At 33.1% G+C, this 13,086-nt stretch carries 15 protein-coding genes; 8 read left to right on the forward strand and 7 right to left on the reverse strand.

The window, feature by feature from the left end; genetic code table 11:
• Positions 1 to 27 precede the first annotated feature (27 nt).
• Both H0I26_RS02380 and H0I26_RS02385 read right to left on the reverse strand, forming a co-directional pair.
• Positions 28 to 531 carry a hypothetical protein gene (locus H0I26_RS02380; protein WP_218700850.1) on the reverse strand — a complete coding sequence of 168 codons (504 nt, stop codon included), beginning with the start codon at positions 529 to 531 and terminating at the stop codon, positions 28 to 30.
• Positions 528 to 1,475 (reverse strand): hypothetical protein, encoded by a 948-nt coding sequence (locus tag H0I26_RS02385; protein ID WP_218700851.1) that lies wholly within the window; start codon positions 1,473 to 1,475, stop codon positions 528 to 530. The genes H0I26_RS02380 and H0I26_RS02385 overlap by 4 nt, the downstream gene beginning before the upstream one ends.
• 85 nt (positions 1,476 to 1,560) lie before the next feature.
• On the opposite strand from H0I26_RS02385, the gene H0I26_RS02390 reads away from it, so the two are divergent.
• Positions 1,561 to 2,412, forward strand: a complete 852-nt coding sequence (locus H0I26_RS02390) for a DUF4349 domain-containing protein (protein WP_218700852.1) — start codon at positions 1,561 to 1,563, stop codon at positions 2,410 to 2,412.
• Positions 2,413 to 2,456: 44 nt separating this feature from the next.
• On the opposite strand, the gene H0I26_RS02395 is transcribed toward H0I26_RS02390, so the two are convergent.
• From H0I26_RS02395 to H0I26_RS02415, 5 genes are all read right to left on the reverse strand, one after another.
• Positions 2,457 to 3,029, reverse strand: a complete 573-nt coding sequence (locus H0I26_RS02395; protein WP_218700853.1) for a uracil-DNA glycosylase family protein — start codon at positions 3,027 to 3,029, stop codon at positions 2,457 to 2,459.
• A gap of 16 nt (positions 3,030 to 3,045) precedes the next feature.
• Complete coding sequence (locus tag H0I26_RS02400; RefSeq protein ID WP_218700854.1) at positions 3,046 to 3,390, reverse strand: HopJ type III effector protein; 345 nt, start codon at positions 3,388 to 3,390, stop codon at positions 3,046 to 3,048.
• 20 nt (positions 3,391 to 3,410) lie between these two features.
• Positions 3,411 to 4,085 carry a 16S rRNA (cytidine(1402)-2'-O)-methyltransferase gene (gene rsmI, locus H0I26_RS02405; protein WP_218700855.1) on the reverse strand — a complete coding sequence of 225 codons (675 nt, stop codon included), beginning with the start codon at positions 4,083 to 4,085 and terminating at the stop codon, positions 3,411 to 3,413.
• A 104-nt stretch (positions 4,086 to 4,189) separates the two neighbouring features.
• On the reverse strand, positions 4,190 to 4,573 hold the full coding sequence (locus H0I26_RS02410; protein WP_218700856.1) for a DoxX family protein: 384 nt from the start codon (positions 4,571 to 4,573) through the stop codon (positions 4,190 to 4,192).
• A 32-nt stretch (positions 4,574 to 4,605) separates the two neighbouring features.
• Entirely contained in the window at positions 4,606 to 5,337 is a 732-nt protein-coding gene (locus tag H0I26_RS02415) for a hypothetical protein (protein WP_218700857.1), read from the reverse strand.
• Between the two features lie 120 nt (positions 5,338 to 5,457).
• On the opposite strand from H0I26_RS02415, the gene H0I26_RS02420 reads away from it, so the two are divergent.
• The 7 genes from H0I26_RS02420 to H0I26_RS02450 all read left to right on the forward strand — a co-directional run bounded on the left by H0I26_RS02420 (position 5,458) and on the right by H0I26_RS02450 (position 13,048).
• The gene (locus tag H0I26_RS02420) at positions 5,458 to 6,108 is read left to right on the forward strand and encodes a thymidine kinase (RefSeq protein ID WP_101015673.1); all 651 of its coding nucleotides are present in this window, start codon (positions 5,458 to 5,460) and stop codon (positions 6,106 to 6,108) included.
• The gene (gene alr / locus H0I26_RS02425) at positions 6,101 to 7,207 is read left to right on the forward strand and encodes an alanine racemase (RefSeq protein ID WP_218702016.1); all 1,107 of its coding nucleotides are present in this window, start codon (positions 6,101 to 6,103) and stop codon (positions 7,205 to 7,207) included. The genes H0I26_RS02420 and alr overlap by 8 nt, the downstream gene beginning before the upstream one ends.
• 96 nt (positions 7,208 to 7,303) lie before the next feature.
• Positions 7,304 to 7,708 carry a large conductance mechanosensitive channel protein MscL gene (gene mscL, locus H0I26_RS02430; protein ID WP_101015674.1) on the forward strand — a complete coding sequence of 135 codons (405 nt, stop codon included), beginning with the start codon at positions 7,304 to 7,306 and terminating at the stop codon, positions 7,706 to 7,708.
• A gap of 148 nt (positions 7,709 to 7,856) precedes the next feature.
• Positions 7,857 to 8,846 (forward strand): aspartate-semialdehyde dehydrogenase, encoded by a 990-nt coding sequence (locus H0I26_RS02435; protein WP_101015675.1) that lies wholly within the window; start codon positions 7,857 to 7,859, stop codon positions 8,844 to 8,846.
• 123 nt (positions 8,847 to 8,969) lie between these two features.
• Positions 8,970 to 11,135 carry a prolyl oligopeptidase family serine peptidase gene (locus H0I26_RS02440; RefSeq protein WP_218700858.1) on the forward strand — a complete coding sequence of 722 codons (2,166 nt, stop codon included), beginning with the start codon at positions 8,970 to 8,972 and terminating at the stop codon, positions 11,133 to 11,135.
• Between the two features lie 98 nt (positions 11,136 to 11,233).
• On the forward strand, positions 11,234 to 12,496 hold the full coding sequence (locus H0I26_RS02445; protein ID WP_218700859.1) for a hypothetical protein: 1,263 nt from the start codon (positions 11,234 to 11,236) through the stop codon (positions 12,494 to 12,496).
• A 141-nt stretch (positions 12,497 to 12,637) separates the two neighbouring features.
• Positions 12,638 to 13,048, forward strand: coding sequence for a hypothetical protein (locus H0I26_RS02450; RefSeq protein WP_218700860.1), 411 nt, complete (start codon positions 12,638 to 12,640; stop codon positions 13,046 to 13,048).
• The last annotated feature ends 38 nt before the right edge of the window (positions 13,049 to 13,086 follow it).

Below are 13,086 nucleotides of genomic sequence, written 5' to 3' on the forward strand. Positions count from 1 at the left end.
AATAGTGAGGTTTTTTTATTGCAGACACTATAAATGACTAAATTTTATCTTTTTAGACTGTATCATTTTATCTTCAAAAGCAATAGTAGTACTACTAATTGTTGCTAAAACAGAATCTTTTTGGATAGTATTATTAGAGACTACATCATAATAGAGTTTCATTTTTTTAATAGAATCTGAAACTTTAATAATATCACCTTGTAGTTGTATGTTTTTAATCACAACATCACCACTTAAAGTTAGAGAGCTGCTAATACTATCATTTGTATAATCCTTTAATTGGGAGCTTATTGTTTCTGAAAATTCTGGATGCGTTTCTTTTAAGCTAATTAAATCATACAGCTCTTGTAATTTTTGAGAACTCAGTTCCTGATACTCAAAGGTGTTTAAATCAACAACATCCTTTTTACTTAAAAGCGCTTCACTAGTAACAACCTCATCGGCCCTCATGCTTTCTGGACTAGCTTTTTCTCTACGGTTACTGCATGACACTACTAACAGAATACTAAAAACGTAAATTATTCTTCTCATTTTACAATAAATTTTAGAGTTACAATCTTTCCGTTTTTAATCTCTTTAGCCAATATTTCTGTACGTTTTAAACTTTTAGTAGGAATGGTAAGCATGCGTATAAATTCGTCTTTAGAATACAACTCTATATCCATGTTGTTTTTAAATAAGCGGTAAATCTTAGCTTCTTGAGCGATTAACATAGTTAACTCTTCAATATGTTGTTTCCAATCTTTTACATTGCCATTTGCGTAATAATGTATCATTAAAGCATAATCATCTGGCGCAACCTTTACTATTTGATTCGCGTTAGAATTTATATGTCTTACAATCGTATCCGTTTTATGATATGGTGATTGCACCACAAACCGCATAACCTCTTGCGGTGTTTTAAATGAAAAACATCCTAGACTATCCGTTTTATAATAGATTGGAGATTGGTTGTCCTGCAATACAATAATATCTAAAGGAATAGAGGTGATATTTTCGTTTTTTATGGCATCAATAAAACAAAACTCAAATGTGTTTTCTGTTTTAAAATTATAGACAATACCAATTATAGGAAGCAATACTAATAGCCATAATTTTGAAACCTTTTTCTTTTGCTTAATATCTAGACCGTGTTCTATTGTTTTATGATTCGCCTTAAAAGTATTCCAATTGGTATGACCAACATAGTTACTTAATAAATTTAAGACATCTATTCTTGGTAACTTTTCTGAAGTGTTTTTTATATATGTATAAAACCATTTCTCGCTAACCTTACCTTTTACCTTATTAAATAAATCGTCCTGAAAAACAACAATCTCTTCACCTTTCCAATCTTTAATAGGCGTAGATGTACTATTATTTTCCAAAAAAGCAGTTTCTACAGCGCTCTTTAGCAGATTAAAAAAGTGATTTTCTTTAGATTTCAATTCAATATAACTTATTAAAAATAAACGCTTTAGGCTTTGTAAATCCATTTACAAGGGTTTTACAAGTCCTTTTCAAAAGATAACAACCTACTGTTTATAGGTTTGCTTATATAATTCTTAAAAATATAAAATTATGAAAGCAATGCTCTTAAAAAATAGATTTAAAATTTTAGTAATTACATTATGTACATTTTGTTATGCGTGCAACAATAACTCGTATAAGGAATCTTTAACTACTGAAACAGTAGATATCTCTGATGATTTTCAAATAGCAGAATCAGACAAAACAGTTAACAGCTATAAAATAGATCAAAGTAACATTCCTTTAGATCTAAAAATTATTAAATCCGCAACTGCCCGTTATAAAGTAAAAAATGTAAAAGAAGCCACATCAAAAATTAAAGCTATTGCGCAAAAAAACGGAGCATATATTTCTGATTTAAGATTCCAGAATGATCTTTATAAAAAAGAGAATAGATTCACAATAAAAGTCCCTCAAAAACACTTTGATACCGTCATGGATTCCGTCAATATCATTGTTGATTTTGTCGAATATGAAAACATCACCACTAAAGATGTTACAGAGGAATATATTGACATAGAAACACGATTAAAAACTAAAATTGAAGTTAAGACACGTTACGAAACTATTTTACGCACAAATGCAAAAACAGTTGAAGATATTTTAAAGACAGAAGACAAACTACGAATTATACAAGAAGAAATAGAAGCTGCTCAAGGACGCTTAAAGTACCTAACTAACAAAGTGGCTTTTAGTACCATTCAAATAGATTTATACGAATCTGTAGATTATAAAGAAACGCCAGAAAGTTACACTAAAACATTTTGGAACAGCGCCAAAGAAGGCCTCTCTAATGGCTGGTATTTTATTGAATCTTTTATAATTATCCTTATCAACATTTGGCCTTTATTACTTATCGGAATCATTTCCTTTTTTATAGTCAAGAAACGTTTCAAAAAATAAGATAAAACGATAGCCAAAACCTTACTAGAGATAGTGAGGTTTTTTTATTTTAAAATTTGCTTTACAACCTTCTGTAATTCTGGAACGATAGACAATTCAAACCAAGGGTTTTTACTTCGCCAAAAACGATTGGTAGGTGATGGATGTGGCACAGGAAAGTACTTTGGTAAGTAGGTTTTATAGTCCCCAACGGTTTCTGTCAACGTGCGTTTTGCTCTATCTTTTAAATAATACTTTTGCGCATAGGCACCGATAAGTATCACCAACTCCACTTTTGGCATCTGTTTAAGTAGTACATCATGCCACTCTGGAGCACATTCTTTTCTTGGTGGTAAATCGCCTGTTTTACCTTTGCCAGGATAACAAAACCCCATAGGTATAATGGCAAAATTTTTAGTGTCATAAAAATCAGCATCCCTTACCCCTAACCATTGCCTTAGCTTTTTACCGCTTTGATCGTCCCAAGGGATCCCTGAATTATGGACTTTAGTCCCTGGCGCTTGACCAATGATTATAATTTTAGAGTCTACATGAGCTGTTATCACTGGACGTGGACCTAATGGCAAGTGAGCTTTACAAATAGTACATTGCGATATGTTGTCTAGAAGCTTCTCCACTAATTATTACAGAACTCTATTTTTTGGTTAATGGTTTTTGATTAAAATGCAACCCTTCAAAACCTGTTATCATAAAGTTTCTGATATTTTGATGACCTGTTCCGTTGGGGTGGTTTAAAACCTCATCAAAATAATACTGCCCAAAACAGGCCAAGGTTTCGGTTTTAGATAAAGCTTCTGTTTTTGCAAAAGCAAACACTTTACATGATCCCGAATTTTCTCCTTCAGCATTTTGCACCAAACCATTTGTAAAAGCTGTTGGTGTAAAATCAAAATACGTGTCCACTACTTGCATCGTTTCCGCGAAAGCGATTGTATTTGGTGTGTTTTTTAATTTAAATTTAAACGCTGTTATAGTCATCGTTATGTTATGTTCTGATTTTATTTACTTTTTCCGCCTACCACAATTACAATTTCACCTTTAGGTGGCTTATTAGTGTAATGTTCTAAAACTTCTTTAGCGGTACCGCGAATCGTTTCTTCGTATAATTTAGTTAATTCTCTAGAAACAGAGACGGGTCTATCTTCTCCAAAATACTCGCAGAAATGACCTAAGGTTTTGATTAACTTATGCGGGCTTTCGTAAAAGATAATGGTTCTAGTCTCTTCGGCTAATAATTTTAATCTTGTTTGGCGTCCTTTTTTTACTGGTAAAAAGCCTTCAAAAATAAACTTATCATTTGGAAAACCACTATTTACTAATGCGGGTACAAACGCAGTTGCTCCCGGAAGGCAATCTACTTCAATACCATGTTCTATACACGCTCTAGTTAATAAAAATCCTGGATCAGAAATAGCTGGCGTACCCGCATCACTTATTAGAGCAATGCTTACTCCTGCTTTCAATTTTTGTACCAAATTATCCACCGTTTTATGCTCATTATGCATATGGTGGCTTTGCATTTGCGTACCGATCTCGTAATGTTTTAATAATTTCCCTGAGGTACGTGTATCTTCTGCTAAAATTAAATCGACGTCCTTTAAAACTTCAATAGCTCTAAATGTCATGTCTTTAAGGTTTCCAATTGGCGTTGGAATTATGTATAATTTACTCATTTTTCTATCAATTAGAACCCAAGTTTAAAATCTTTTAAATTAGTCCAAGCTCTATTATTACGTTACAAATTTACAATTGCTATACACTTAAAAGCCCCTTATCATTAAATAACTAATTTATTTTTTTGACGCACATCTTTACCTAAAAAGTAAGAGATCAATACTAAAAAAACAGCATAAAAGGATAAGCCAAAAAGGCCTTGACCAGCATTATAGTGAGCAACCGTAGCTAATATGACATCAAAGAAGAAACCTGCATAAGCCCATTCTGTCAACCAAGTGCTTTTACGCCATAAAATCATGACCACTCCAAGCACTTTTATAATAGCCAAAGGAATAACGATATAACCAGGATAACTTAAGCTTTTAAAATAGCCTTGTGCCATTTCAGTATTAAAAAAATACATTTGGGCAGAATACAAAAATATAGCGCAAACCAAAATAGTTGTAATCCAATATAATATGTTCTTTATAGATGTTTGTTTCATGTCATTATTTTAACGTTTTACAATTATTTAAGCTACTCAAATCTTGCTCCAATAATTTCCATAAAACGGATTTCGTACTCTTCTTTTCCTTCCCAATTACTATACTCAGGTTTCACAACATTTTTAATTAAATTAGTTGCCTCCGCTAACGAAGACGATGTATTTAATTGTGACAACACTCTATTATAATCATCAGCCTCTCCACCAAACAAGTGTTTAATAAATGCTAACTTATCATTAAGTCCAATATTTAATCCCGATTTTAATTTGTCATTCAAACTCTTTTTCTCATTAGCTTCAGACATTGACACAGGTTCAAAAACAGGAATATCATCAAATCCAGCCGTTATATTTTCAAAATCATTTTTACTATAATCTTGCTCAGGAATAACAGAAGCAATCAACTCATCTACCTGATGTGTTTCATCCGGCATTTGAGCAACGATATCCTTGATTTTCTCCATTAACGGCTCCATAATACCGTCATCCTCATCATCATCAAGATTAATATACGTTTTATTATCTACTTCAATATTATCACTTACTTTATTATTAAAAGCAGAGTCTAACATATCAAAAAATGAAGAATCATTACCTATGGTTGGCAAAGCATCGTCCAAATTTTCGCTTGCAAACTTTAAAACCGTTAGCTTTTCATACAAAGCTGCAACTTCTGCATGCATTTGGTTAACATCCTCTTTACCACCTAGCTTTAGAATCCTATGGGCTATACTCATTAATTCTGATTCTAATTTCTTCTTCATGGTTTTATTTTTTTTTATAATTTTTGAATTTATTGCAAGTTAGCCTTTTGATTTTTAATAAATTTGACCCACCTTTATATAAAACGTAAACACATTACGTTTTAGCGCTAAATTTACAAAATGTTTCTCGAAAATACAGTAAATCAAAAAGAACAATTTGGATGGATTGAAGTCATCTGTGGATCAATGTTTTCTGGTAAAACAGAAGAGTTAATCCGTAGGCTTAAACGTGCCCAATTTGCTAAACAAAAAGTTGAAATCTTTAAACCAGCTATTGACACACGTTATGACGAGGAGATGGTTGTCTCTCACGATTCTAACGAAATCAGATCGACTCCCGTTCCCGCAGCTGCAAATATTCCAATATTAGCAGACGGCTGTGATGTGGTTGGTATTGACGAAGCACAATTTTTTGATGATGAGATTGTCAGAGTTTGTAACGACTTAGCAAACAAAGGTATTCGTGTTATTGTTGCTGGATTAGATATGGACTTTAAAGGAAACCCTTTTGGGCCAATGCCTAATCTAATGGCGACTGCCGAGTATGTCACAAAAGTACATGCAGTATGCACCAGAACAGGAAATTTAGCACAATATAGTTTCAGAAAATCTGCAAACGATAATCTTGTATTATTGGGTGAAACAGAAGAATATGAGCCATTAAGCAGAGCTGCATATTACAAAGCTACCCTACGCGAAAAAATTAAAGACATTAAAGTGCAGGATGCCGAAGAAGTTGATCAAAAACTGAATACAAGTAATGATCAATAAGGCTCAAGAAACCGTTTTAGAAATAGATTTAAATGCGCTAAAACATAATTTTGAGTATTTAAAATCTAAACTCTCCGGAAACACAAAATTTCTAGCTGTCGTAAAAGCATTTGCTTACGGTAGTGATGCTGAAGAAGTTGCAAAATATCTTGAAACATTAGATATAGATTACTTTGCAGTCGCTTATACTTATGAGGGGGTTGCACTGCGTGATGCAGGTGTAACCACTCCTATTTTAGTATTGCACCCACTACCCGTTAGTTTTGATACAATTATAGAACGTTGCTTGGAGCCAAGTTTATACTCCCAACGTCTACTAAATCTTTTTATCGCTTGCGCTGAAATACATAAGCAACACAACTACCCTGTTCATTTAAAATTTAATACAGGCCTAAATAGACTAGGTTTTGTAGAAGATGATATTCCTGAAATTGTAGAAAAACTATCTAAATCCGAAGCCCTAAAAGTACAAAGTCTGTTTTCTCACTTAGCAGAAAGCGAAGAACTGGAACATCCGGATTTTACCTTAAAGCAAATAGAATGCTTCAATACGATTTATAAAAAAGTATATACTTACTTAGACTACAAACCAGTCCTTCATTTATGTAATACCTCCGGATTATTAAATTATCCTGAAGCACATTTTGATATGGTCAGAAGCGGTATAGGATTATACGGTTTTGGAAACGACCCAAAATTTAATAAACACCTACAACCAATAGCCTCTTTAAAAACTATTATCTCTCAAATTCATCATTTAAAAAAAGGAGAGAGCTTAGGATACAACAGAGGTTACATCACTAAAAAAGACACCATAACAGCGACATTACCAATTGGTCATGCTGATGGTATTAAAAGGCAATATGGCAATGGTCATGGCTTTGTAACCATAAACAACCAAAAAGCGTACATACTAGGAAACGTTTGTATGGACATGATTATGGTAGACGTCACCAATATTGACTGTCAAGAAGGTGATGAAGTCATTATTTTTGACCCAAATCATACCGCAGAGGCTTTAGCTGAAAATGTAAACTCTATCTCATACGAGTTGTTGACCGCTGTATCTCAACGGATAAAACGTGTAATTTATCGATAATCTAATAGTCGTTAGTCCTTATTTTTCTGTTTTTTGTTAAAATTTTAACTAAATTAGAGGTAATTAATATTAACTAACATTTAAAATAGACAGATTATGCTTAAAGAATTTAAGAATTTTATTATGACAGGTAACGTAATTGATTTTGCAGTTGCTGTAATTATGGCCGGAGCTCTTGGAGCAGTTATAAACGGTTTCGTTTCTAAAATAGCTATGCCTCTTATAGGTTTAGTCACTGGAGGAGCAAGTTTCTCTGACCAGTTTTGGACTCCTGGAGATCAAGTATTTGCTACTGTTGCTGCCGCTAAGGAAGCAGGTGTTGCTGCTGTAGAATATGGTGCGTGGATTGATACAATCATAAGCTTACTTGTTGTTGGTTTTGTAATGTTCTTAATTGTTAAAGCATATAACAAAACTAAAAAACCAGTTGAGGCTGCTGCACCTGCAGGACCTTCTGATAACCAATTATTAATGGAAATCAGAGACGCTTTAAAAAAGTAATCTAAATTCTGTTATTATCATCAAAAACCGATTTTAAATTTAAAATCGGTTTTTTTATGCCAAATTTTTACGAAAAAATTAATACTTTTTATATTAGTTCTTTACTCAAATACGCTAATTTTATCACTTAATTTAATTTGTATTTAAAATGAAAATAGCTTTAGTTGGAGCAACCGGAATGGTTGGAGAAGTCATGCGTAAAGTATTAGAAGAAAGACAATTTCCTATTTCAGAATTTATTCCTGTAGCATCAGAACGCTCTGTAGGTAAATCAATCTCATTTAACGGTAAAGATTACACCATTGTAAGCTTACAAGATGCTGTAAATTCAAAACCGGATATTGCGTTATTTTCCGCTGGAGGAAACACCTCATTAGAATGGGCTCCTAAATTTGCAGAAGTTGGCACCACGGTTATCGACAATTCTTCTGCATGGAGAATGGATCAAAACAAAAAATTAGTCGTGCCAGAAATTAATGCAGATCAATTAACCAAAGACGATAAAATTATAGCTAACCCAAATTGCTCTACCATCCAAATGGTAATGTGTCTGGCACCGCTTCATAAAAAATACAAAATCAAACGTATTGTAGTATCCACCTATCAATCTATTTCTGGAACGGGTGTAAAAGCTGTGCAACAACTAGAAAATGAGTTAGCTGGAATTAAAGGAGAAATGGCGTATCCTTATCCAATATTTAAAAATGCAATTCCACATTGTGATGTCTTTGAGGACAACGGTTACACAAAAGAAGAATTAAAATTAGTTAACGAAACTCAAAAAATATTAAATGACAAAACTATCGCTGTAACTGCAACCGCCGTAAGAATACCAACTGCCGGAGGGCATAGTGAATCTGTAAATATTGCTTTTGAAAACGACTTTGATCTAGCAGAAGTAAGACAATTACTAAGTCAAACAGAAGGGGTTATTGTCCAAGACAATACAGATGTTAACACCTACCCAATGCCTTTATATGCTAATGGTAAAGACGACGTTTTTGTTGGTCGTATAAGACGTGATTTATCTCAAGCAAATTCTATTAACATGTGGATCGTTAGTGATAATTTACGTAAAGGAGCAGCTACAAATACAGTACAAATAGCAGAATATTTAGTCAAAAACAAATTAGTTTAACATACAAATAAGAGCTTACTGTCACCTAATACAGTCCAAGCTTAAAATCTTAAAAGTGCTTGTTTATAATAAACAAGCACTTTTTTGTTTAAATTTATAGTCGTAACCAAAAACCTATTTAACATGAAAAAGATAGCACTCTGCCTATTAACCCTTACCATAATTATGTCGTGTAAAGAAGAAGAAAAACAACCGCGTAAAAAAATTACTCTAGAATACCCAACCACAACCAAAGTAGACACTGTGACAAACTATTTTGGAACAGAAGTAAAAGACCCATACAGATGGCTAGAAGATGATAAAAGTCCGGAAACTGAAGCCTGGGTCAAAGCGGAAAACAAAACAACTTACAGTTATTTAGATAACATCCCATATCGAGACCAATTAAAGCAACGTCTTGAAAAACTATGGAATTACGAAAAAATAGGTGCTCCTTTTATAGAAGGAGACCACACTTACTTTTATAAAAATGACGGATTACAAAATCAATATGTAATCTACAGATATAAAACAGGAGAAGACCCAAGTACTGCAACCGTATTTTTAGATCCGAACACTTTTAAAGAAGATGGCACAATCTCGCTTGGTGGTACCAGTTTTTCAAAAAATGGAAAAATTTTAGCTTATGCAATTTCAGAAGGCGGAAGTGACTGGCGTAAAATTTTAGTTATGGATACGGAATCTAAAACAATAGTAGAAGATACTTTAGTAGACATAAAATTTAGCGGCATGTCATGGTACAAAAACGAAGGATTTTACTACTCAAGTTATGACAAGCCTAAAGGAAGTGAGCTATCTGCAAAAACGGACCAACATAAAGTATACTATCACAAGTTAGGGACACCACAAAAACAAGATCAATTAATTTATGGTGGTACACCTGAAGAAAAACACCGATATATTTACGGCAGTGTTACCGAAGATAATCGGTATTTAATTATCTCTCCAAGAGTATCTACTTCCGGAAACAAACTATTAATTAAAGATTTAAGCGAACCAAATAGCGATTTTAAGACTATTTTAAATCACACAGATAGTGATACTTATATTATCGAAAATGAGGACAGCAAATTATATATTGTTACCAACCTTAACGCTCCAAACCAAAAAATAGTTACGGTAGATGCTTCAAACCCTAGCCCAGAAAATTGGATAGATTTTATACCAGAAACTAAAAATGTATTGAGCCCTTCTACTGCTGGAGGTTATTTCTTTACAGAATATATGGTTGATGCCGTCTCTAAAGTCATGCAATATGATTACACCGGTAAATTAATAAGAGAGGTTAAATTACCTGGTGTTGGAAGTGCTGGTGGTTTTGGTGCAAAAAAGGAAGAAAAAGAATTGTACTATTCCTTCACAAACTATGTTACGCCAGGAAGTATTTATAAATATGATATTGAAAACGGAACATCGGAGCTATTCCGCAAACCGAACATTGATTTTAATCCAGAAAATTACGAAAGCAAGCAAATATTCTACAATTCAAAAGATGGTACAAAAGTACCTATGATTATTACACATAAAAAAGGACTAGAACTTAATGGAGAAAACCCAACTATACTTTACGGATATGGAGGATTTAACGTTAGTCTAACACCTAGTTTTAGTATCGCTAACGCTGTGTGGATGGAGCAAGGAGGGATATACGCCGTACCTAATTTACGTGGTGGTGGAGAATACGGAAAAGCTTGGCATGATGCAGGAACACAGTTAAAGAAACAGAATGTATTTGACGATTTTATTGCTGCTGCAGAATATCTTATTGACAATAAATATACCTCATCAGACTTTTTAGCAATAAGAGGAGGCTCAAACGGAGGCTTATTAGTTGGTGCCACAATGACACAACGTCCCGACTTAATGAAGGTTGCATTACCAGCAGTTGGAGTTTTAGACATGCTACGTTATCATACCTTTACAGCAGGAGCAGGTTGGGCTTATGACTACGGAACAGCAGAAGATAACAAAGAAATGTTTGACTATCTAAAAAAATACTCACCAGTACACAATGTAAAAGACGGTATTCAATATCCAGCAACGATGGTAACCACGGGAGATCATGATGACAGAGTTGTACCTGCGCATAGTTTTAAATTTGCTGCAGAATTACAAGCTAAACAAACAGGAGAGAACCCTGTATTAATAAGAATTGAAACAGATGCAGGACATGGCGCAGGAACACCTGTTAGCAAAACCATAGAACAATATGCAGACATTTATGGATTCACACTATTCAATATGGGCTTTGATGTTCTACCTACTGAAATAGAAGGTTTTAAAGATTAAAAATCATTACTTCAAAAAAAAAAGGTGACTAACATTTTCTATTAGTCGCCTTTTTTTATATTTGCCAAAACCTAAACTAACCGAAATTTTAAAAACTAATGAAAAAAACAATCCTAATTGTATGCGTAGCTCTTACAGGACTAATAATGAATGCCCAAAAAGCGGATGTTAAAACTCACGATATTAAAGTCACTTTTGAACAACCAGAAATACTAAAGGACACAAAAACATATAGTTATACTATTCAAGATGATGGCAAATATTGGAACTACACGCCTACTGATAGTAACCCAACAATAGCATCTAATACAGAAGGTATAAATCTAAGCGGATTAGAACGTGTTGAAGACAATGCCGACTTACAAGTAATTGTAGGTTTTTTAGGAAATCAATTATCAAAAAGTCCAGGTTTGCTTGTTTTACACGGATCCTACCACATCATCGTTTTAAATAAAGACAATAAAATACTTTTAACTATAGACGACACAGTAACCAATAATGTTTCAGCAGCTGATAGTAAATACACTAACAAAAGTAAAAATGCAATAAAAGCATTAATTGTTACTGACTACGTAGAAAAATTACTTAAAGAATATGAACATCTATTTTCTGGGAGTGCTGATTTAAAAATTCCTTTTGGAACATTCAAAAAAACAAAGGGCGGTCCTGCAGAAAGCTTTAACACTAGCTCACAACCCCTAATAGACTCTATTATAGATAACAGTAATGATATTGCTACAATAGACAAAGCTATTGCTTTATGGACAACGCAATTAGATGTTGATTTTGGTAAAAAAGTCAAAGACAAGATAAAAAACAGAGTAATTTATGCTAATTTAACCTCTGCTAGTTTATTAAAAAAAGACTTAGAAGCTGCTAAAACTTATCTTGAAATTGTTAAGAAAAACACTGGCTTTTTTGATACTTGGACTTCAAATTACAAGCCGATACTAAATCGTTTTGAAAGCTCAAAATCTTTACAAAGTTCAGATAGCTTACAAACTTTAAATTTAAGAACTTTAAATTTAACGCCAAAAAGCGCCTACCTAATAACAATACCTGCAGGACAATACACTTACAAATCTAAAGACCCTATAAACTACTCGAAAATAGAAATTCAAAATTTTGTTCCAAATATTAAATCTGGTATGGCATCGTTAGATTCTAAAGTAAAACCAGAAATTTACATTTACGAAAATGATATCAAAACATTACGTCATTTTGGAGACGGAAAAAACACAATAATAACCAATGATGGAGAAGAAATTATCTTCAAAGTCTACAAAGGAGAATACAAACCCTGCGTAAAACAAGAGGACGGCACCTACAAAATGTATAACAGCAATATTGTTATCGAATAGTTATAAAACCAACTTTATATTAAAGAGTCGCTCTAAATCAGAGCGACTTTTTTATTAATCTACTTTTCTTCTTAAAGAACACTTAAAAAACAATCTTTATTTTGGTGGTAATAATCAATTACTCTAGTTTTGCACCCGTAAATGAACAAAATAGTCACTAAATATTTATCGTTAATAACACTCTTGTTGTTAACAGCAGTCACTAACGCATATGCACATACTGCAATTGACGTGGACTATACTTTAGTTGACAATCATGACATTAAAGCTTCAATTGACATTCATTTAAACAATACTTCTCATTTTTCTATTCAACAAAATGAAGCAATCGAATTGTTTTTCGATTACACAGAAGCCGAAGAAGCAGAAAACGAAGACGCTGTTAGTCGCACGACTATTAACTCTTTCAGCAGTTATATCTCGTCACTGTTTCATGCCCAATTATTAAGTGATTTATCCTCTAAACTTCAAAAAGAGGTCAACAGTTTCACCTATAAAGTTTGTCAACCTGCGACAAAACTTCACGTTAAATTAGAAGTCTTTATAATCTGATTTCTCTTTCTTTTTTATAGACCAGCTCTTATTGGTTT

The organism is Olleya sp. HaHaR_3_96, from assembly GCF_019278545.1.
Taxonomy (GTDB): Bacteria; Bacteroidota; Bacteroidia; order Flavobacteriales; family Flavobacteriaceae; genus Olleya.